At 73.7% G+C, this 19,372-nt stretch carries 18 protein-coding genes, 3 tRNA genes and 1 pseudogene; 13 read left to right on the top strand and 9 right to left on the bottom strand.

Annotated elements, in window-relative coordinates; genetic code table 11:
* Positions 1-9: 9 nt before the first annotated feature.
* Positions 10-918 carry an LLM class flavin-dependent oxidoreductase gene (locus DFJ69_RS00905; protein ID WP_116020705.1) on the top strand — a complete coding sequence of 303 codons (909 nt, stop codon included), beginning with the start codon at positions 10-12 and terminating at the stop codon, positions 916-918.
* Positions 919-931: 13 nt separating this feature from the next.
* Here the strand turns inward: DFJ69_RS00905 and DFJ69_RS00910 are convergent, their stop codons facing one another.
* Both DFJ69_RS00910 and DFJ69_RS00915 read right to left on the bottom strand, forming a co-directional pair.
* Positions 932-2,035 carry an esterase-like activity of phytase family protein gene (locus DFJ69_RS00910; protein WP_116020706.1) on the bottom strand — a complete coding sequence of 368 codons (1,104 nt, stop codon included), beginning with the start codon at positions 2,033-2,035 and terminating at the stop codon, positions 932-934.
* 118 nt (positions 2,036-2,153) lie between these two features.
* Positions 2,154-2,651 (bottom strand): DUF6328 family protein, encoded by a 498-nt coding sequence (locus tag DFJ69_RS00915; RefSeq protein WP_116020707.1) that lies wholly within the window; start codon positions 2,649-2,651, stop codon positions 2,154-2,156.
* 129 nt (positions 2,652-2,780) lie between these two features.
* On the opposite strand from DFJ69_RS00915, the gene DFJ69_RS00920 reads away from it, so the two are divergent.
* The 3 genes from DFJ69_RS00920 to DFJ69_RS00930 all read left to right on the top strand — a co-directional run bounded on the left by DFJ69_RS00920 (position 2,781) and on the right by DFJ69_RS00930 (position 3,030).
* Positions 2,781-2,852, top strand: a tRNA-Gly gene (locus DFJ69_RS00920).
* Positions 2,853-2,883: 31 nt separating this feature from the next.
* Positions 2,884-2,954, top strand: a tRNA-Cys gene (locus DFJ69_RS00925).
* Between the two features lie 4 nt (positions 2,955-2,958).
* A tRNA-Val gene (locus DFJ69_RS00930) sits at positions 2,959-3,030 on the top strand.
* A gap of 318 nt (positions 3,031-3,348) precedes the next feature.
* On the opposite strand, the gene DFJ69_RS00935 is transcribed toward DFJ69_RS00930, so the two are convergent.
* From DFJ69_RS00935 to DFJ69_RS00950, 4 genes are all read right to left on the bottom strand, one after another.
* The gene (locus DFJ69_RS00935; RefSeq protein ID WP_116020708.1) at positions 3,349-4,596 is read right to left on the bottom strand and encodes an acyltransferase family protein; all 1,248 of its coding nucleotides are present in this window, start codon (positions 4,594-4,596) and stop codon (positions 3,349-3,351) included.
* Between the two features lie 4 nt (positions 4,597-4,600).
* On the bottom strand, positions 4,601-6,949 hold the full coding sequence (locus DFJ69_RS00940; RefSeq protein ID WP_211328467.1) for a glycosyltransferase: 2,349 nt from the start codon (positions 6,947-6,949) through the stop codon (positions 4,601-4,603).
* 180 nt (positions 6,950-7,129) lie between these two features.
* Entirely contained in the window at positions 7,130-8,158 is a 1,029-nt protein-coding gene (locus tag DFJ69_RS00945) for an ABC-2 transporter permease (RefSeq protein WP_116020709.1), read from the bottom strand.
* A 185-nt stretch (positions 8,159-8,343) separates the two neighbouring features.
* Positions 8,344-9,303 carry a helix-turn-helix domain-containing protein gene (locus DFJ69_RS00950; RefSeq protein WP_116020710.1) on the bottom strand — a complete coding sequence of 320 codons (960 nt, stop codon included), beginning with the start codon at positions 9,301-9,303 and terminating at the stop codon, positions 8,344-8,346.
* Between the two features lie 52 nt (positions 9,304-9,355).
* Between DFJ69_RS00950 and DFJ69_RS00955 the strand changes: the two genes are divergently transcribed.
* The 6 genes and pseudogenes from DFJ69_RS00955 to DFJ69_RS34790 all read left to right on the top strand — a co-directional run bounded on the left by DFJ69_RS00955 (position 9,356) and on the right by DFJ69_RS34790 (position 14,188).
* Complete coding sequence (locus tag DFJ69_RS00955; RefSeq protein ID WP_116020711.1) at positions 9,356-9,748, top strand: cupin domain-containing protein; 393 nt, start codon at positions 9,356-9,358, stop codon at positions 9,746-9,748.
* An 18-nt stretch (positions 9,749-9,766) separates the two neighbouring features.
* Complete coding sequence (locus tag DFJ69_RS00960) at positions 9,767-10,765, top strand: zinc-dependent alcohol dehydrogenase family protein (RefSeq protein WP_116020712.1); 999 nt, start codon at positions 9,767-9,769, stop codon at positions 10,763-10,765.
* A gap of 163 nt (positions 10,766-10,928) precedes the next feature.
* On the top strand, positions 10,929-12,365 hold the full coding sequence (locus tag DFJ69_RS00965; RefSeq protein ID WP_116020713.1) for an SDR family NAD(P)-dependent oxidoreductase: 1,437 nt from the start codon (positions 10,929-10,931) through the stop codon (positions 12,363-12,365).
* On the top strand, positions 12,365-13,507 hold the full coding sequence (locus DFJ69_RS00970; protein WP_116020714.1) for a leucine-rich repeat domain-containing protein: 1,143 nt from the start codon (positions 12,365-12,367) through the stop codon (positions 13,505-13,507). Before DFJ69_RS00965 ends, DFJ69_RS00970 begins: the two co-directional genes overlap by 1 nt.
* 128 nt (positions 13,508-13,635) lie before the next feature.
* A pseudogene (locus DFJ69_RS36405) lies at positions 13,636-13,788 on the top strand (DUF2201 family putative metallopeptidase); the annotation flags it as partial.
* A gap of 157 nt (positions 13,789-13,945) precedes the next feature.
* On the top strand, positions 13,946-14,188 hold the full coding sequence (locus DFJ69_RS34790; RefSeq protein WP_211329053.1) for a hypothetical protein: 243 nt from the start codon (positions 13,946-13,948) through the stop codon (positions 14,186-14,188).
* Here the strand turns inward: DFJ69_RS34790 and DFJ69_RS00980 are convergent.
* Complete coding sequence (locus DFJ69_RS00980) at positions 14,150-15,103, bottom strand: zinc-binding dehydrogenase (RefSeq protein WP_116020715.1); 954 nt, start codon at positions 15,101-15,103, stop codon at positions 14,150-14,152. The two genes, DFJ69_RS34790 and DFJ69_RS00980, sit on opposite strands and share 39 nt — an antisense overlap.
* A gap of 91 nt (positions 15,104-15,194) precedes the next feature.
* On the opposite strand from DFJ69_RS00980, the gene DFJ69_RS00985 reads away from it, so the two are divergent.
* Both DFJ69_RS00985 and DFJ69_RS00990 read left to right on the top strand, forming a co-directional pair.
* On the top strand, positions 15,195-15,770 hold the full coding sequence (locus DFJ69_RS00985) for a GNAT family N-acetyltransferase (RefSeq protein WP_116020716.1): 576 nt from the start codon (positions 15,195-15,197) through the stop codon (positions 15,768-15,770).
* Positions 15,771-15,805: 35 nt separating this feature from the next.
* Positions 15,806-16,006: a hypothetical protein gene (locus tag DFJ69_RS00990; RefSeq protein WP_116020717.1), complete on the top strand. Its 201-nt coding sequence runs from the start codon at positions 15,806-15,808 to the stop codon at positions 16,004-16,006.
* A gap of 63 nt (positions 16,007-16,069) precedes the next feature.
* Here DFJ69_RS00990 and DFJ69_RS00995 read toward each other — a convergent pair whose 3' ends face one another.
* Together DFJ69_RS00995 and DFJ69_RS01000 are read right to left on the bottom strand one after the other, a co-directional pair.
* Complete coding sequence (locus tag DFJ69_RS00995; protein WP_116020718.1) at positions 16,070-16,861, bottom strand: tryptophan 2,3-dioxygenase; 792 nt, start codon at positions 16,859-16,861, stop codon at positions 16,070-16,072.
* Positions 16,862-16,907: 46 nt separating this feature from the next.
* Positions 16,908-17,633: an IclR family transcriptional regulator gene (locus DFJ69_RS01000; protein WP_147312159.1), complete on the bottom strand. Its 726-nt coding sequence runs from the start codon at positions 17,631-17,633 to the stop codon at positions 16,908-16,910.
* Positions 17,634-17,870: 237 nt separating this feature from the next.
* Here DFJ69_RS01000 and DFJ69_RS01005 point away from each other — a divergent pair, with 237 nt between their 5' ends.
* A complete protein-coding gene (locus DFJ69_RS01005) occupies positions 17,871-19,283 on the top strand; it encodes a family 2B encapsulin nanocompartment shell protein (protein ID WP_245973904.1) in 1,413 nt (470 codons plus the stop codon).
* Positions 19,284-19,372: the final 89 nt, after the last annotated feature.

The following is a 19,372-nucleotide window of genomic DNA, read 5'->3' on the forward strand; positions in this document are numbered from 1 at the left end:
AAGGGCGTCATGACGACGAAGACGCTATTCGGGTACGGTCCCGGGCCCAACATCCCCGTGGCCTCGGCCGCCGCCCTGCTCCGGGACGCCGTCCGGGCGGACGAGGGCGGGCTCGACCTCATCTCCGTCACCGACCATCCGTACGAGGCCGACCGCCTGGAGGCGTACGCCGCGCTGGGCGTGCTCCTCGGCCACACGTCGAGGATCACCGCGGTGGCGACCGTCACCAACCTCGCGGTCCGTCCCGCGCCCCTGCTGGCCCGCACCCTCACCTCGCTGTCCGCGCTGTCGGGCGGTCGGATCGTGCTGGGCATCGGGGCCGGCTGGCGGTGGGACGACATCACCCGGTTCGGCGCGCAGGCGCTGACCCCCGGAGCGGCCGTGCGCTCCCTGGAGGAGGGGATCGTCCTCATCAAGAGTCTGGCGGGCGGCGGCGAGCCGGTCACCTTCGAAGGCGAGTTCCACCGCGTGACCGAGCTGTCCCCGGCCCCCGTCCCGGTCCCGCCCGTGTGGACCGGCTCGGTCGGGCCCAGGTCCCTCGCCGTGACGGGCCGCGTCGCCGACGGCTGGGTGGTGCCGCACGCGGCCGACTGGACCAGCGCCCTCTACCGCGAATCGCGTCCGCACATCGACGCGGCCGCGACCGCCGCCGGACGCGACCCCGCCGAGGTCGTCGACGTGTTCAACGTGCTCGCCCGGATCACCGCCGACCCGCTGCCCGCCACCCGCGACGAGTCCGGCCGCTGGCTCGGCGGCTCGGTCGGGCAGTGGGTCGAGGAACTCGTCGTCGCCGTCCGCGAACACGGCGCGAACGGCTTCGTGTACTTCGACTCCGACGACCCGCGCTCCGACCTCACCCTCGGCCGCTGGACCCACGAGATCGTCCCCGCCGTCCGCGCCGCCCTCGACGAGCCGTGAGCCGCCCCCGGCCTCAGGACATGCGACCGAGCCGGACCGACAGGGCGTACACGCGGGTGATCTGCGCCGCGTTGCCGTTGTCGTCCGACACCAGGTAGAGGACCCGTCGACCGCCGGACGCGGGCCCGCCGAGCGCCATGCCCTCGACGTTGTCGAGCAGCGGATTGGGCTGGGGCTGCCGCGCCGTCGCACCGGACGGCGGGCAGTCGACCAGGTCGACCACCGGCTCCTTGCGCAGCGCGGCACCGGGCTCGTCCCGCAGGGACCCGACGTCCGTGACGTCCCGGGCGCCCCGGGTGGACGCCCGGTAGACGCGCACGGTGTTGCCGACGCCCGCCGTGAACCCCCGCTCCAACGCCAACAGGCCCCCGTCGCCCAACGCGACCAGCTCCACCAGCCCGAGCGACGCGTCGGTGCGGTAGGCGTACTGCGCGGCGGGCTCGTAGGCCCCGCCCGGACGGCCCCGGTAGCTCAGGATGCGCACCGCGCCCGGCCCATCCGGGGCCAGCGAGCCCTCCATGCCCCCGTACAGCGTCCGGCCGTCGGGCGACGCGGCCAGCGACTCGAACGTCTGGTTGCGGGCCGCCTGACCCGCGGGCGCCACCCTGAACCGCTCCGGGACCGGCAGCTCCGCCGACTGCCCGCCGTCGCCCCTCCGGAACCGCCGAATGGACGGCTCGCTCTCCGAACTCGCCAGCACCGTCCGCCCGCCCCGTTCGATCACCAGGCCCTCGCCGTCGAAGTCCCCGCCGTTGTACGGGGTCCCGTCCGGCCGCTTCAGCGTGGTGGCGCCCGAGGCCGCGACGTCGAGACCGTTCCGGCCGCGCCGCAGCGAGAACTCCACGATCCGCGCCGGCGTCGTGCCGATGTTGTCCACCAGCGCCACCGCGCGGCCCCGACCGTCGAGACCCAGCGCCGAAAGGCCCGACACCGCGGTCCCCGACACCTCGGACTTGTCCAACGCGTCGGAGAAGCCCAGCAGCGACGCCGACGGAGAACAGAACCCCGGCCGGTCCGGACGGCCCACCGCGGACGCCGCGGCGGTGCCCGCCGGCACCCCCGACACGGCGAGCGCGACGGCCGCCGCCGCGGGCAAGACGAACGTGCGGGTCCTCATACCGGCCTCCCGGCGGTCGACACTGGGCTACGCCGGATGATCGAACCGCACCCGCACCACCGCCCGCCCAACGCCCGGTGAACGGCCCGAGGACCCCCAGGGCATGGCGATCGACCCGTCAGTCGTGGTCACCGCCGTTCATCCGGCGCAGCAACGGCTCGGCGAACCACAGCCACGTCGCCAGCACGGCGATGATCCCCGCGGTGATCATCGGAAGGAGCCCGTCGAAGAGGTAGTCGACCACCAGCAGCGTCGCCGCCGTCATCGACACCCCCAGCGACAACGTCCCGACCATGCCGTACACGTTCGAACGATGCACCAGCGGTTCCTTCAGACCCTGGCGGAACAGGACACGATGCTGGGCCACCGGGGCGATGAAGAACAACGACGCCACCGCCGCCCCCAACAACGACACGTAGAACAACCGCCGGTCCCCCTCGGCGACCCGGGCGAATCCCGGAGAGAAGGGCACGGTCAACAGGAAGGCGAACAACACCTGCACACCGGTGACGGCGACACGGAAACCCTGCAGCAACTCCACGAAGTTGCGATCGGCGCGCTCGGCGGGGGTCTCGGGGCCCCCGCCCGTTCTGTGGGGATGGCTCTCAGACGTCATCAGCGTGTCTTACCGCGACCATCCCAGAGCAAACCGACCCCCCGCCCGCCGCACCCCCGAAGTGCGCAACCGCCGCCGGATTCCGCTACAGTTACCAGTGCGCAGCCGGGCACGACCCGGCAGCCGCAAGCGGACGTGGCTCAGTGGTAGAGCATCACCTTGCCAAGGTGAGGGTCGCGGGTTCGAATCCCGTCGTCCGCTCTGAGGGGCCGAGCAGCGCGGCCTCACTTCTGGTGGAGTGGCCGAGAGGCGAGGCAACGGCCTGCAAAGCCGTGTACACGGGTTCAAATCCCGTCTCCACCTCTAAGGGCGATTAGCTCAGTGGGAGAGCGCTTCCCTGACACGGAAGAGGTCACTGGTTCAATCCCAGTATCGCCCACGTGCCGGGCCCCTGTGCTCGTCGACCTTCGGTCGGCTTCGCCGGGGGCTCGCAGTGTTTTCCCGGGGGGCGACCCCCGGACCCCCCGTGCCGGGCCCCTGTGCTCGCCGACCTTCGGTCGGCTTCGCCGGGGGCTCGCAGTGTTTTCCCGGGGGGCGGCCCCCCGGACCCCCCGTGCCGGCCTTCCGTGCTCGCCGACCCTTCGGGTCGGCTTCGCCGGAGGGCCGCAGTGTTTTCCCGGGGGGCGACCCCCCGGACCCCCCGGTGTGGGGCTTCGCCCCCACGCGCCCTTTCCCTCCTCCTCCCCCGCCCGCCCCTTTAGTGGGTGATGGTGGGGTAGTAGTCGCGGGGGCGGTGGGCGGAGTCTCGGAGGCGGCGGAGCAGGGCCGTGGGGTACTCGATGCACCAGTAGCTGAGGACGGCGGCGGGGAGTGCCGTGGCCAGGATGATCGCGATGGCCAGGGGGAAGCCCGACTGGGTCGTGGGCAGGAGGCCGGCGTCGCCCAGGGCGATCATGATGGGCTCGTGCCAGATGTAGAGGCTGTAGCTGACCAGGCCCACGCCGGTGAGGTGGCGGGCGCGCAGGACGCGCTGCCAGCGGCCCACGCGGGTGACGTGCACCGTCGCGTAGATGAGGATCGTCCAGAGCAGGGCGCAGGCCGGGTGGTAGAAGAGATGGAAGGGGCTGTGGGTGTCGTCCGCCAGCCAGGTGAGGACCAGGAGGGCGGCGGGGACGGTCAGCAGGAGCGTTCGCCTCGACCAGCCGCCCACGCGGGCGCGGTCGCCCAGGGCCACCAGGAGCACCGCCAGGAACATGCCGGCGCCGAAGGCGTGGAAGCGTGCCTGGGGGCCGAAGTAGGCCGACCACTCGGTGTGCGGGATGTGCAGGGCGTACCGGGCCACCGCCAGCCAGATCACGGGGACGGCGTAGACGACCAGGCATCCGGCCGCGCACAGGGCGACCCGGGTTCGGCGTCGTGCGATGGGGCGGCAGGCCCGCACGGCGGCCGGTCCCAGGATCACCAGGGCGCCGTAGAACATGATCTCCAGGGACATCGACCAGGCCGGGCCGATCGTGTAGAAGATCCGTTCGGTGTCGAAGACCTGGGTGAACGTCAGATGCTCCAGCAGGTCCCGCCAGTCGCCGGGCAGTTCCGGATTGCGGGTCGCCCACACGAACGTGATCGCGAACCAGTACAGCGGCAGGATCCGCACCGCCCGGCGGAACAGGAAGACCCTCGCCGGATTGTACGGGGTTCGGTCGATCGCGGCGCGGGCGTACGACAGCGTCAGCAGGAACGCCGACAGCACGAAGAAGAGGTCCACCACCTCCAGTGACAGCAGGGTGCCCAGCACCGGGTTCGTCACCGGGGGCCGCGCGCCCTCGGGGCCGTACCGCGTGTAGTGCTGCCAGACGTGGAAGACGACCGTGCTGATCGCCGCCAGGCCCCGGTAGCCCTCCAGCTCCGGCATCCGGCCCCCGGACGGGGCGCCCTCGGGGGGATGCGCGACCTCCTTGATCCCTCGCACGCCGGGGCGGGAGCCGTTCGGTGAGACGGTCGCCATCGTCCTACTCACCGCCCCTCGCCGCCCGCGGCGTGACGCGCCACTGGCGGACGCCCAGCGCCTCCTTCAGGTGGGCGTTCCGCGCGACCTGGTTCTTGAAGTGGCCGTAGAAGAGGGTCGACGCCAGCAGGTACCACAGCAGCCATCGGCGTCGCCGCCGCACCGTGGGCGCCGCCAGCCGCCAGGCGAACGCGGCCTGCATCGGCCCGGTCGCGGCGGTGACCAGGGTGGCGAGCAGGAACAGCGGCACCGCCCAGTCGAGGCCGCCGACACCGCCCGCCCGCCAGATCGAGTACACCAGGATCGCCGGCATCTGCAGGGTGAACCAGGGCTGCAGCTCCCGCCAGCCGAGCAGCACGAACAGCCCGAGCTTCTGCCGGCGGCCGAAGGTCGACGAGGTCAGCGACGACCACAGGTACTTGTGGGAGACCTGCATCCAGCCCTGCGCCCAGCGGGACCGCTGGTTCCACAGGGCGCGCAGCGTGGTCGGGGCCAGCTCCCGGGAGATCAGCTCGCGGTCCACCGCGATGCGCGCCCCCGATTCCAGCGCCCGCATCGTGGAGTCGATGTCCTCGGTGAGCATCGACCCGTGCATCCTGGTCGAGGCGAGCAGGTCCGTGCGCCAGAACCCGTTCGAGCCGCCGAACAGCCCGAACCCGTACATCCGGGCCCGTCCGGGATGGCTGACCGCGTAGATCGCCTCGAACTCCACCGCCACGAGCCGCGCCACCCAGGAACTGTCACCGTTGCGGACCACGCAGTGGCCCTGGACGACGTCGTAGCCGTGCGACAGCCAGTTCCAGGCGAGCATGAACGAGGTGGGATGCGGATGGTGGTCGGCGTCGAAGACCCCGACGAACTCGCCGCGCACCCGGGTCACGGCCGCGTTCAGGTTCTGCGCCTTGGACGTGCTGCCGGGCACGGGGAGCAGCACCAGTCGCGGGTCGCGGCGGGCGATCTCGCGCAGGGTCTCCTCGACCGGCAGCGGGTGCGGCGTGTTGTAGGCCAGCACGATGTCCAGCGGACCCGGGTAGTCCAACCCCAGGAACGACTCGACGGTGTCGACGATGGTGGCCGCCTCGTTCGGCAGGTACGCGGCGATGACCGCGCTGGCCGCCGGGTACGGGGCCGCGGGGGCGGGCGGCCGGGGCACCGAGTCCAACGTGAACAGGCACTCGAGCATGACGAGCACGGCGCCGAGCACCAGCGCCCCCGAGATCGCCCAGTACATGACGGGCGCGACCGTCCAGCCGAACCGGTCGGCCAGCATGTAGCCGGCGAGCGGCACCCCGACCCCGACGAGGACCATCAGCAGCGGCGACAGGACGGGCATCAGGGTCCGCGCGAACGCCGCCGGCAGGCCCCGGCGCTCGCGGTCCTCCCGCATCCACGGCTCATAGCGGACGGGGCGCAGGTCGCCGTGCCGCGCCGCCTCCCCCGCCGCCACCCACGCGCGCTCCAGGACCTCGGCGTGGTCGCCGCACACGGCCAGCGGCACCCAGCCGATCAGCGGGGTGAGGAGCACGTTCTCGTCGGCGACGATGAACCGGGTGCCGGCGACCGCCTCGGCGAACGCGCGCAGCGCGTGCCGGGCGGCCTCCTCGTCCACGCCGGGCAGCAGCATCAGCAGCCGGCCGCCGTCGTGCCAGCCGAAGCGGTCGCTGGGCCGGCCGAGGCGTTCGGCGACGGCGGCCATCCGCTCCGCGACCTCCCGTCGGACCCGGGGGCCGAGGCGGGCCTCCAGCGCGCCCATCTCGGCCACGCCGACGACGGCCACCACGCCGCCGCGCGGGCCGGGCTCCGGGCGCTGCAGCTCCCGGTCCACCTCGTCCATGAAGTGCGCCCGGGAGTAGAGGCCGGTGCGGGGGTCCATCGGCAGGTGCTCGACCGGCACCGGCACGCGGCGCAGCTTGACCTCGACGCGGGCGAGCAGTTCGGCGGGGACCGAGGCGTCGGGCAGACAGTCGTCCGCGCCGTTGCGCAGCTCGGCGACGACGCCGTCCGAACCGAGCTCCGGCGTGACGACGACGAGCGGGGCGGCCCGTCCGGCCGGGACGTCGCGGACCTCCCGGATCACCTCGAGGCCGCCCTCCTCCCCGGCGAGGGCGACGACGGCGTCCGGCCGCGACAGCCGGACCTCACGGCGGACCTCGCCCGGGGCGGCGTGGTGGACCTGGTGCCCGCCGGACTCGAGGGTCTCCAGCACCAGTTCCAGCCGCGGTCCCGGCGGACCCACCGCCAAGACCTGCGCCCCGCGGTACGGGGCGGGACGGACGTGGGATCGGGCCCGCCGGATGAGCGGGCCGGGTTCCGAGGCTTCGCGGGTCGGAGCTTCGGGCTGGGTGGGCGTCAAGGAGGCGCTCCTTCACTGCCGGATCCCTGTAACGGACCCGAAACAGTGTGTCGAAGCACGAAAAGGAGCGCTTCAGCCTTCCTGCACCACTTGGAGTGCGGAACTCATCACACTTCTGACCCTATTTTCGGACACAACATGAATGATCTTATGAATGGCCCGAAAAAGGGCATGCGGCGGCTAGGCAGAAGCCGTGGCCGGCCTGCCTCCCGGATGCCGGTCGCGCCATGCCCAGAACACGGCGATCGAAACCAACAACCATCCCGTCAATGCCAGGAACGGCTGAAGGGACTGGTCGTGGCCGAAGTAGATGGCGTTGTGCTGGGCGTTCACCGAGGCGCCCGGCGGCAGCCACCGACCGATCGCGCCGTACGGCTGGGGCAGCAGCGGCCAGGAGACCGCGCCCCCCGACGAGGGGTTGCCGAGGATCACCATCAGGCCCCAGGTGGGGAGCATCGCCCAGCGGCCGACCAGCGTGTTGAACATGGTGAAGACCATGCCGCTGGTGGCCATCGTCAGCGAGAGGACGGTCCAGGAGATCGGGAAGGGCAGGTCCAGCACGTCCAGACCCCAGTCCACCGCCGCGGCGATGGCGAATCCGCCGAGCATCCCGTAGCCGAGGGTGAACGCGATCCGCTCGGCGGGTCGCAGGGCGCGTCCGTGCACGCTGAGCTGGATGGCGCCGACGAAACCGGTGATCACCGCCGCCAGCGAGATGTAGAAGATCGCCAGCCCCTGGGGGTCGGTCCGCTGCAGCGGCTTCACGTCGACCACGGTGACCGGGATCCCGACCGCCCGGCCCGCGCGGGGGCCGGCCTCCTCCAACAGGCGGGCCACCGAGGCCCCGGCCGCGCCGATCACGTCCAGCCGGGCCCCGCCGCCCTCGGGGCGCAGCACGGCGAAGACCTCCTGACGCTCCACGGCCCGGCGGGCGGCCTCCAGGTCGGCGAGGCGGCGCACGTCCAAGGTGGTACCCATGCCGCGTTCCAGCGCCGTGACGAGTTCGGCGCCGCGCGCGGAGGCGCCGATCACCCCGATCGGCATCCGATGCGGGGTCGGCTTCGCCATCGCCAGACAGTACGAGCCCGCGAACAGCGCCGCGGCGGCGGCGACCACCATCGTGATCACCACGGGCGCCAGATAGACCGAGCGCCCGACTCGGGCCCGCACGCCGTCGGGCGGACGGGAGGGCGGATGCGCGGTGGCCACCCCGTCACGCTAGACAGCCGCGACGCGCCCCACCGCCGTCCGGTGGACGGCTTTGCCGATCACTAGGGCGATCTTGGGGCACCCGGCCAGGCGAACCGGGAGCCCGCACCGGCCCGGGCGAGCGGACCCGGTCACGGGTGCCGCCGGAGGCCACCGGCCCGCATCCCTGGCCTTCATCCGATACATCACCGACCGAAGCGCTGCCGGTAGGCGGCCGGCCCGAGCCCGGTGTGGGCCCGCAGCCGCGTCCTGAGGTTGGCGGCGGTGCCCAGGCCGCTGGCCCGGGCGACCGCGTCCAGCCGGGCCTCGCCGCGTTCGATCAGCCGGCAGGCCAGCGCCACCCGTTCGCCGGTCAACCAGGCCAGCGGCGTGGTGCCCAGCTCCGCACGGAACCGGCGGTGCAGCGTGGCCGGGCTGACGGCGGCGCGGGCGGCCAGGTCGGCGACGGTGAGCGGTCGGTCGAGGCGTTCCTGCGCCCAGGCCAGGACGGGGGCCAGCGACGCGTCGGGGACCCGCGGGACGGGCCGTTCGACGAACTGGCGCTGGCCGCCGTCGCGGTGCGCGGCGAACACCAGGCGACGGCTCACCGCGTTGGCGACCTCCGCGCCGTGGTCGCGGCGGATCAGGTGCAGGCCGAGGTCCAGCGCGGCGGCGCTGCCCGCCGAGGTCAGCACGTCGCCGTCGTCCACGAACAGCACGTCGGGTTCGAGCCGGACGGCGGGATGCCGGGCGGCGAACGCCTCCGCCCAGCGCCAGTGGGTGGTCGCCCGGCGGCCGTCCAGGACCCCGGCCGCCGCCAGCGTGAACGCGCCGGTGCACAGCCCCACCAGCCGGGCGCCCTCGGCGGCGGCGCGGCGGACGGCGTCCAGCACCGGCGGCGACGGCGTCGCCTCGGGATCGGGCCGGTTGGGGACGATCAGGGTGCCGGCGGCGTCGGCCGCCTCCGGCCCGGCCACCCCGGTGAGCGTGAACATCCCGCCGTGCATGCGGACGGCGGGTGTCGCCGCGCACAGCGTGAAGTCGTACCAGGGCCGGTCCAACTCGGGCCGCCGCAGCCCGAACAGCTCGGTGGCGACGCCCAGCTCGAAGGGGTTGGAGCCCTCGTCGACGAGCACCGCCACCCGGTGCGAGGATCGTTGCGACATATGCGATTCCTAGCACTTCCGACGTGCGCGGGCCACCGACCAGGATGAACGCATGAACGACCAGCCGATCGACCTGCGCACCGCCCTCGGCCGCTTCGAGGACCTGTGGAGCCCGCGCATCGTCGCCCACGTGAACGACTACGACGTACGGATCGCCAAGGTCGCCGGGGACCACGTGTGGCACGCCCACGAGGACACCGACGAGTTCTTCCTGGTGCTCGACGGGGAGCTGACGATCGCCCTGCGCGACGACGAGGGCGAGCGCTCGGTCACGTTGCCCCAGGGCTCGGTGTTCGTGGTGCCGCGCGGGACCGAGCACCGACCGTCGTCGCCCGCCGGGGCCTCGATCCTGATGTTCGAGCCGACCGGCACGTCCTCGGTCGGTGACCGGCACGACGAGATTCCGGGCCATGTCGACGTCACCACGGGGCACGCCCTGCGCTGATCGACGTACGGTAAGGGGGTGCGAGCGTGGAGCGTGACAGCACCCGGCCCGATCGACACCGGGCCCCTCGAGCCGGTCGAGTGGGACCTTCCCGAGCCCGGCCCGGGCGACCTGCTGGTGCGGGTGCGGGCCTGCGGGGTGTGCCGCACCGACCTGCACGTCGCCGAGGGCGATCTGCCCGCCCGGCTGCCGGGCGTCGTCCCGGGGCACGAGATCGTCGGCGAGGTGGTGGCCGCGGGTCCGGGCTGCCTGCACGGGCCGGGCGACCGCGTCGGCGTCGCCTGGCTGCGGCACACCTGCGGCTCGTGCCGGTACTGCAGGCGCGGCGCGGAGAACCTGTGCCCGCGCTCGGCCTACACCGGGTGGGACGCCAACGGCGGGTACGCCGAGTACGCCGTCGCCCCGGACGCCTACGTGTACGACCTGCCCGCCGGGCGCGAGGACGTCGAGCTGGCCCCGCTGCTGTGCGCCGGCATCATCGGCTACCGCGCGCTCCGCCGCGCCGAGCCGCCTCCGGGCGGGCGGCTGGGCATCTGGGGCTTCGGCGCGTCCGCCCATCTCGCCGCGCAGATCGCCATGGCGGAGGGCGCGGAGGTGTACGTGTTCACCCGTTCGCCGACGGCGCGCCGGCTGGCCCTGGATCTGGGGGCGGTGTGGGCGGGGGGCTCGTTCGACGAGGCGCCGGAGCCGCTGGACTCGGCCGTCGTGTTCGCCCCCGCGGGGGCGTTGGTCCCCGTGGCGCTCGAACGCCTCGACCGGGGCGGCACCCTGGCCGTCGCCGGGATCCACCTCACCGACGTGCCCGCGCTGGACTACCGGCGGCACCTGTTCCAGGAGCGGCAGGTCCGCTCGGTGACCGCCAACACCCGGGCCGACGGCGAGGAGTTCCTCCGGCTGGCCGGGCGGCTTCCGCTCGCGGTCACCACCACGGCCTACGGGCTGGCCGACGCCGACCGGGCCCTGGCGGACCTGGCCGCCGACCGGGTCAACGGGGCCGCGGTGCTGGTGCCCGACTGACCGCCCGGCCGTAGATCGTTTATTGACGGGCGGAATGTCCGTCCTGTTCGCTACTCTGCTCGCGCGGCGGGGCCGTGGCGCAGAGATCGTCGCGCCCGACCGCTCGTCGGAGGACACCGGTTCGCAGCCGGCCGGTCCTGCCGTCCGCGCGTGAGGAGTGTCGATGGCCGTGACCACCGGCCCGGTGGAGCACACACCGGACGGGGACGCCGCGCCGCCGACCGACGCCGAGATCGAGGCGTGCCTGCGGGTGCTCGCCCACGTCCGGGGGGCCGACCCCGACGATCCCCGCTGGGCCGCGGTCCGCCGGGCCGTCGACCAGACCCATCGGGCGGGCAAGCGGGCCCGCAAGGTGGCCCGTCGCGCCGAGCGCCGCCGTCACGACCACGAGGTCCTGGCGTCCACCGCCCGCTTCGCCGAGCAGGACCCCGCGCCGCCGCCGACCGCTCCCCCGCCGGACCCCGTCGGCACGATGGGCACGGTGGGCGCGTTGATCGCGCCGCGCCGGTGCTACGTGTGCAAGACGTCCTACCGGCGGGTCCATTCCGAGTACCACCTGCTGTGCCCGGAGTGCGCGGAGGTGAACGCGGCGCACCGCCACGCCCGATGCGACCTGCGGGGACGTCGGGCGATGGTGACCGGCGGACGCATCAAGATCGGGTTCCAGGTGGCGCTCAAGCTGCTGCGGGACGGGGCCGAGGTGCTGGTGACCAGCCGGTTCCCCCGTGACGCCGCGCGTCGCTTCGCCGCCGTCCCCGACCACGGCGACTGGCTCGACCGGCTGCACGTGTACGGTGTCGACCTCCTCGACGTGCCGGCCGTCGCCGAGCTGCCCGCGTTCGTGGAGCGGCGGTTCGGGCACCTCGACATCCTGGTCAACAACGCCGCCCAGACCATCCGGCGGCCGCGCGCGTACCACCGCGAGGTGCTGGAGCTCGAGGCCGAGCCGCCGACCGGCCCGGCGGCCCTCGTCGACGTGCGCGAGGGCGGTCCCCCGGCCCTGACCGGAGGCGACGACGGCACGGCCCTCCTGCCCGTTCCGGTGGCCGGGGCGGCGGCGGAGGCGCTGTTCCCCGCCGGGCTCACCGACGAGACCGGCCAGCCGCTGGATCTGCGCGACCGCAACAGTTGGAGTCTGCGGCTGCACGAGGTCGACCCGGCCGAGTGGCTGGAGGTGCACGTGATCAACGCGTTCGCGCCGTTCCTGCTCACCGCCCGACTGCGGGACGCGATGGAGGCGTCGCCCTTCCCGGACCGGTACGTCGTGCAGGTCTCGGCGATGGAGGGCAGCTTCTCCCGCAAGGGCAAGACGGTGCGGCATCCGCACACCAACATGGCCAAGGCGTCCCTCAACATGCTGACCCGCACGGCCGCCGCCGACTACGCGAGGTCCGGCATCCACATGAACAGCGTCGACACGGGGTGGGTGACCGACGAGCGGCCCCACCCGGCCAAGGCGGCGCAGCGCGCGGCCGGGTTCCGGCCCCCGCTGGACGTCGTCGACGGGGCCGCTCGCGTCTACCACCCGATCGTGGCGGGTGTCGGCGGCGAGCGCATGTCCGGCCTCTTCCTCAAGGACTACCGACCGGTGGAGTGGTGATGACCGAACCGACGCCCGTACGCTGCCCCGCGATCGAGCATCCGGACGTGCCCGCCGCCGATCCGGCGGACCTGGCCCCGCTGCTCGCCCGGCTGGCCGCCGCCGAGCCGGTCACCGAGGACGAGACGTTCCCGCTCGGGACGCTGCGCGCCGACGGCCGTGTCGACCTCTGCAAGCAGGGTCTGGGTCCGGAGGGGGCGGCCCGGCTCCTTCCGGCGGTCGTCGGCTCCCCGCTCGCCCGCCACCTGCTGCTCGGCACCAACGGCATCGGCCGCGCGGGGGCCGTGGCCCTCGCCGCCGAGTTGCGGCCGGGTCACGGGCTGGAGACGCTCTACCTCGGCTGCAACCGCATCGAGGCGAACGGGGTCGAGGCCCTCGCCGGAGCGCTGGCGGGCGACGACACCGTGCGGGCGCTGTGGCTCAAGCGCAACCCGATCGGCGACGCCGGAGCCCGTGCCATCGCCGCCGTGCTGCGGTCCAACACCACGATCCGCACCCTCGACCTGGTCAACACCGGCCTCACGACCGACGGCCTGCGGGCGCTGCTGAACGCGCTCGCCGAGCGTCCCCGGCCCATCGAGCGCCTGTTCCTGGGCGGCAACGGGCTCGGTCCCGACGCGGCCGACGTGCTGGCCGCGCTGATCCGCGACGCGGGGGTCCGGGAGCTGTTCCTGCCCGCCAATCATCTGGGCGACGAGGGCGTCACCACGCTCGCCCGGGCGGTCGGCGACGCCGACCCGTCCCGCCCCGTGCGGCTGGGACTCGGGGGCAACGGTGTCGGCGTCGCCGGGGCACGGGCCCTGGCGGGGGCGCTCACCGGCATCGACACGCTCGACCTCGGCCGTCCGCCGTCCGAGCGCGCCCTCGGCGCACCCGCCAACGTCACCGGCGACGAGGGGGCCGCGATCCTGGCGGAGGCCCTGCCGGGCAGCCCGCTGCGGCGGCTGGAGCTGCGCCACACGGGCATCACCGGACGCGGCGCCAAGGCGCTCCTCGCCGGCGTGACCGACGGCACCCGACTGGAGTACGTGGGCCTCGGCCCGGACATCCCGCGGAAGGTCAAACGCCGATTCAGGGAGCACCTGCGCCCGGCGGAACGCGCCCACCCCGACATGCGGGCCATCGGCAGCGTCTACCGGTGAGCCCGGGGCGCGGGAGCGCCACCCGAGCCCCGTTGCACGCCGCCGCGGAGCGCGGCCCGCCCGGGCCGGTCCAGGCGCTGCCGGCGGCGGGGGCACGGCCGAACGCGGCCGACCGCTCCGCCGAGGCGATGCGCTCCCACCACCGCGCACGCGGCGACCTGCCCGGGGGCCGGCGGCGCTGGTCGGAGCAGATCCTGGAGCCCGTCGTGGACTGGCGGCGGGTGTTGCGCGGCGCCGTCCGGGAGGCCGTGGTGTGGGCGGGCGGCGCGATCGACTACACCTACCACCGGCCGTCCCGGCGGACCGGCGCCCTGCGCGGGGTGGTGCTGCCGAGCCTGCGCCGTCCGCTGCCCCGGGTCGCCGTGGTGATCGACACCTCCGGCTCGATGGGCGAGGACGACCTCGCCGCCGCCCTCGGTGAGGTGACGGGGGTGCTGCGTGCGGGTCGGGATCGCCTCGGCGCTTGCCTCGCCCGACCGGCCCCAGGTGGTCATCGTCCTCACCGACGGGTTCACGCCGTGGCCGGAGCAGTCGCCGTCCTGCCGCCTCATCGCCGCCCTCATCGGGGACACGCCGCCCGACCCGCCGGGCTGGATCGAGACGGTCCGTGTCCCCGTGCGTCCCGCCGAGGACTGCGGACCCTCACACCTCCAGGAGGGTCTTGCCGACGGTGGCGCGTGACTGCATCGCGGCGTGCGCGTCGGCGGCCCGGTCGAGGGGGAAGCGCTGGCCGATCACCGGGCGCACCCCTCCCGCCGCCGCCTCCGCCAGAACGCTCTCGGTGGCGGAACGGACCAACTCGGGGGTGGGCTGGAGCTGGGGCAACGACACGCCGCGCGCGGCGGCCGTCTCCTCGGGGATGCCGGCCCATTCGCCGCTGGCCAGGCCGTAGCTGAGCATCCGACCCCCGCGGCCGACGAGGTCGAACGCGGCGCGTCCGATGTCGCCGCCGACCCCGTCGAACACCACGTCCACCTCACCGACGGCCTTGCGGACCTGCTCCGTCCAGTCCGGGTCGCGGTAGTCGACCGTCACATCCGCCCCCAGGTCCCGGGCCAGCGCGGTCTTGTGCGCTCCCCCGGCCACCCCGACGACCCTGGCCCCGGCGGCGCGCGCCAACTGCACCAGCAGCGAGCCGACGCCCCCGGCGGCAGCCTCCACCAGCGCCGTCTCGCCCTCGCGCAGCCCGGCCGCCCGCACCAGCATGGTCGCGGTACGACCGTCGGCCAGGAGGGCGACGGCGGTGTCGAGCGCCAGTCCGTCCGGGACCTCGAACAGGCTCTCGGCGTCGACCGCGACGCGCTCGGCGTAACCGCCCGACCCTCCCGTGCTCGTGATCACACGCCGGCCCACGAGCCCCGGGTCGACACCCTCGCCGACCGAGGCCACCACGCCGCCGACCCCGTTGCCGGGGATGATCGGAGGCTCCACCCGGAACGGTCCCGCGCCCGTCGCCCGGAACTGGGTCTCCACGAACGTGATGTTCGCGAACGCCACGTCGACCACGACCCGCCCCGGACCCGCCGCCGGGTCGGGCGCATCCCCCGCGACCAGCACCTCCGGGCCGCCGAACTCCCTCAACCACACCGCGCGCATGACGTCCCTCGTTCCGTGACTCGTTACGGACCACCAGAGTGCGACCTCGACCCCGGTTGAGGTCAAGCCGGAAAGCGCTAGCCTCGGACAGATGGGGGATTTGACCACCCGCCGCCTGGTCCTGGAGGCATGGCGGGAACGGCACGCGTCGGACCTGCGTCGCATGTCGGCCGACGAGCGGGTGATGTATCACCTCGGCCCCGGCGCGTGGAGCGCCGAGTACGCCGCCCGTCGGCACGTGCGGGCGCTGCGGCACTGGGCCGAGCACGGTTTCGGGTGGCGGGCGATCCGTTCGAGGGCCGACCGCGCCTTCCTCGGACTGGTGTCGCTGGGCCGGCCGAGCACCCCGTTGGAAGGGGTCGCCGAGCCCGCCCTGGAGATCGGCTGGTGCGTGGAGCCCGCCGCCTGGGGCCGCGGCATCGCCACCGAGGCCGCCGCCGCGATGGTGGCCGAGGCGTTCGAGCGGGTCGGGGCGGAGACCGTGATCGCCCGCTATCGACCCGACAACATCGGGTCCGCCCGGGTCGCCGCCAAGATCGGCCTGCGCACGTTCACCGACCTCACCGAGGGCGACGACGGACCGGTGCGGGTGGCCGTCGTGACCCGGGCCGACCCTCGCCACCTCCCCGACCCGCCGGGGCCCGTTTCACCGCCTTCTGACGGGTAGGTCCGCCTGCGAGACCACCATGGAGGTGAAGGATCATGGGTCAGCCGCAACAGCCGGAGCAGCGTCGTTCGGAACGCGGCGGCACCACGCACGACGCCGCCGAGAAGGCCGCGCGGTCGGGCCAGACCCGGCAGACCGTGGGCAAGGGCCACCCGCACGGCACCGACAAGGGCCGCAAGGGCGGAGGCAAGGGCGGCGGGGTCCCTCCGGACCAGCGACCGCCCCACCCGTCCTGACGCTCCCGCGCCCCGGCCCCGACCCCGGTCGGGGCCGGCTCGTGCGCTCCCGTGCCGGACGGCTCAGAGGCGTCTCCGCACGGCCCACAGGTCGGGGAACATCGGGGTGAACAGGGTGGCGCGCAGGTAGTCGGCGCCGGAGGAGCCGCCCGTGCCGGACTTGTCGCCGATCGTCCGTTCGACCATCTTGACGTGCCGGTACCGCCATTCCTGCAGGCCCTCGTCGAGGTCCACCAGACGCTCGCAGACCGAGGCGGGCGCGCCGTCGTCCCGGTACACCTCGAGCAGCACCTCCTGGGCCCGCTCGGACGGCTCCGGCGGGCGGCGGACGTCGGGGCGCTCGGGCACCGGGTGGCCGTGGACGCGCAGGTACGCCAGGAACGAGTCGTACAGGGAGGGCCGGGCCATCGCCGCCGCGATGCGCTCACGGGCCGCGCCGCCCGCCGGATGGTGCCGGGCGACCCTCTCGTCGCGCCGCCCGAGCACCGCCTCCAGCTCCCGGAACTGGGCGGACTGGAAGCCGCTCGCGGCGTCCAGCCGCGCCCGGAAGCCGGCGAAACGGCTGGGCATCATCGTCTCCAGCACGTCGACCTGCGCGACCGCCACCTTGAGCACCGACAGCACCCGGTCCAGGCCACGCAGGGCGTGCGCGGAGTCGCCCTGCTCCAGACGCCGCTGCAGGTGATCCAGCTCGTGCAACAGTTGTTTGAACCACAGCTCGTACACCTGGTGGACGACGATGAAGAGCATCTCGTCGTGCTCGTCCGACCGCGGCCGTTGCGCGGCCAGCAGTTCGTCCAGCGCCAGGTACGACGCATAGGTCAGGGACGCGTGCTCATGGGCGCCGTTGTCCATGGACCCATGGTCGCAGCCGCGCCCGCCCCGACCTCCGCCGCCCGGGTCATCGGAGCGCCGCCTGATGGCGGCGCAGCGTCAGCCGCGCGTCCAGGGCCGTGCGCCGCAGCAGCGCCTCGACACCCGTCCCGACCAGGTCGCCCGCCGGGCCGGTGAGCCCGATCGCGGCGGCGCCGTCGGCCGGACGGGCGGTGATCGGCACCGCCATGGCGGCCATCCCGCCCGGGTGCTCCTCCTCCTGGAAGGCGATCCCGGCCCGTCGGATCCGCACCAACTCGGGCTCCAGCGTCGTCTGGGCCGGCCGGTAGGCCAGCAGCAGGCGACCCAGCGCGGTCTCCTCCGCCGGGGTGCGGTCGGCGCTGCGCAGCACCGGCCCGGCCAGCGTGCGGGGGTACAGGGTGACCAGGCGCACCACCGTCCGCCCGTCGAGGACGGCCAGGCTGGTCGGCAGCCGCGTCGCCTCGTACAGCTCGGCGACGTGCGGCATGAGCAGGTGCCGCAGCGAGTCCCGGCGGGCCGTCTCGCCCCCGTCGGACAGCCGCTTGATGGTCTCCCCCAGCACGTAGCCCGCGCTCGCCCGACGCACCGCGCCCTGGGCCTCCAGGGTGCCCAGGAGCCGGTGAACGGTGGACTTGGGCAGCCCGGTGCGCCGGGAGATCTCCGCCAGGCTGGTGGGACCGCTCCTCCCGCCGACACAGTCAAGCACCGCCATCGCCCGTCCGATCGCGCCGGCGGACCCGGCGCGCTGTGCAACCTCCACGGCAGTGGACACGGCTTCTCCCTCGATGAGGTGTTCGTCGATCAGGTCGGCACGGCTCACCACCGAGGGTAATTACTTGACCACGCTTCCGCACAGTCCTTGCCACGAACATTCATGGATCGGATCCGTTCCCCGATCATCACGGCGTTCCACCCCGTGGAACGGACCATGGTCCGCGATATCGGGACCTTCCTACGCTCCCGGGCTGATGGGTCCAGTCAGGCGAGTGTGAATGGGCGGTGGGACATCGTGACGGAGCCGGTGGACACGGGCATACCGGATATCGAGGTCGTGAACGGGCAGACCAGCCTCAGCACGGCGGCGGCACGCAATCTGGCATCGACGACCAAGTCGGTGCCGCAGATGCAGAACATCACCTCGCGGTGGCTCCTGAAGCTGCTGCCGTGGGTCCAGGTCAGCGCCGGCACCTACCGGGTCAACCGGCGGCTCACCTACCAGCTCGGCGACGGGCGGGTCACGTTCACCAGCATCGGCGCCGACGTGCGGGTCATCCCGGCCGAGCTCGGCGAGCTGCCCGCGCTGCGCGGCTTCGGCGATCCCGAGGTGCTCGAGGCGCTGGCCGACGGCTTCGAGCAGCGCGAGTACGCGCCCGGCGAGGTGATCGTCGAGGCGGGGGCCCCGGTCGACCACGTCCTGCTGATCGCGCACGGCAAGGTCGGCAAGGTGGGCACCGGCAAGTACGGCGACGAGATCGGGCTGGGCATCCTCGCCGACGGCGACTACCTCGGCGACCGCGCGCTGCTGGACGAGCCCGGCACCCACGGCTTCACCGCGAGGGCGGCGACGACCTGCACGGTGCTGGCGCTCCCCGCCCCGGCGTTCCGGGCGATGCTGGACCGCTCGGACGCCCTGCGCGCGCACGTGGCGGCGTTCCGACCCGACGCCGCCGCCCCGACCAACAAGCACGGCGAGGCGGAGATCTCGCTGACGTCGGGCCACTCCGGCGAGCCGATGCTGCCCGGCACCTATGTGGACTATGAGTTGTCCCCCCGTGAGTACGAGTTGAGCGTGGCGCAGACCGTCCTGCGGGTGCACTCCCGGGTCGCCGACCTCTACAACGAGCCGATGAACCAGGTCGAGCAGCAGCTCCGCCTGACGGTGGAGGCCCTGCGCGAGCGGCAGGAGCACGAGCTCATCAACAACCGCGCGTTCGGGATGCTGCACAACGCCGACCTCAAGCAGCGCATCTACACGCGGACCGGCCCGCCCACCCCCGACGACATGGACGAACTGCTGTCGCGCCGGCGCAGCTCGCACTACTTCTTCGCGCACCCGCGGGCCATCGCCGCGTTCGGCCGCCAGTGCAGCGCCCGCGGCCTGTACCCCGACACCGTGGACCTGAACGGCAAGCCGGTGCCCGCCTGGCGCGGCGTCCCGATCCTGCCCTGCAACAAGATCCCGGTCACCGCCGACGGTGTCACCTCGATCCTCGTCATGCGCACCGGCGAGGACGACCAGGGCGTCATCGGGCTCAACCAGACCGGTCTGCCCGACGAGTACCAGCCGGGCCTGTCGGTGCGCTTCATGGGCATCGACGACCAGGCCGTCATCAAGTACCTGGTCAGCGCCTACTTCTCGGCCGCCGTCCTGGTGCCGGACGCGCTCGGCGTCCTGGAGAACGTCGAGGTGTTCCACTCCTGACCTCCCGGAGGTCCCCGCCGGCCCGCCGCGACCGGCCCGGGTCCGGCCCCGGTCCGCCCGACCGCCGTGCCGGCGTGACCGTGTTCGCG

The sequence above is a fragment of the Thermomonospora umbrina genome (genome assembly GCF_003386555.1).
Classification (GTDB): domain Bacteria; phylum Actinomycetota; class Actinomycetes; order Streptosporangiales; family Streptosporangiaceae; genus Thermomonospora; species Thermomonospora umbrina.

Excerpts from the sequence above, each read along its gene's own strand:
- DFJ69_RS00955 (WP_116020711.1), top strand. The coding sequence starts at position 9,356 with ATGAACGACCAGCCGATCGACCTGCGCACCGCCCTCGGCCGCTTCGAG.
- DFJ69_RS00935 (WP_116020708.1), bottom strand. The coding sequence starts at position 4,596 with ATGGCGACCGTCTCACCGAACGGCTCCCGCCCCGGCGTGCGAGGGATC.
- DFJ69_RS00965 (WP_116020713.1), top strand. The coding sequence starts at position 10,929 with ATGGCCGTGACCACCGGCCCGGTGGAGCACACACCGGACGGGGACGCC.
- DFJ69_RS00905 (WP_116020705.1), top strand. The coding sequence starts at position 10 with ATGACGACGAAGACGCTATTCGGGTACGGTCCCGGGCCCAACATCCCC.
- DFJ69_RS00985 (WP_116020716.1), top strand. The coding sequence starts at position 15,195 with ATGGGGGATTTGACCACCCGCCGCCTGGTCCTGGAGGCATGGCGGGAA.
- DFJ69_RS00980 (WP_116020715.1), bottom strand. The coding sequence starts at position 15,103 with ATGCGCGCGGTGTGGTTGAGGGAGTTCGGCGGCCCGGAGGTGCTGGTC.
- DFJ69_RS00950 (WP_116020710.1), bottom strand. The coding sequence starts at position 9,303 with ATGTCGCAACGATCCTCGCACCGGGTGGCGGTGCTCGTCGACGAGGGC.
- DFJ69_RS00990 (WP_116020717.1), top strand. The coding sequence starts at position 15,806 with ATGGGTCAGCCGCAACAGCCGGAGCAGCGTCGTTCGGAACGCGGCGGC.
- DFJ69_RS00970 (WP_116020714.1), top strand. The coding sequence starts at position 12,365 with ATGACCGAACCGACGCCCGTACGCTGCCCCGCGATCGAGCATCCGGAC.
- DFJ69_RS00910 (WP_116020706.1), bottom strand. The coding sequence starts at position 2,035 with ATGAGGACCCGCACGTTCGTCTTGCCCGCGGCGGCGGCCGTCGCGCTC.
- DFJ69_RS00995 (WP_116020718.1), bottom strand. The coding sequence starts at position 16,861 with ATGGACAACGGCGCCCATGAGCACGCGTCCCTGACCTATGCGTCGTAC.
- DFJ69_RS00915 (WP_116020707.1), bottom strand. The coding sequence starts at position 2,651 with ATGACGTCTGAGAGCCATCCCCACAGAACGGGCGGGGGCCCCGAGACC.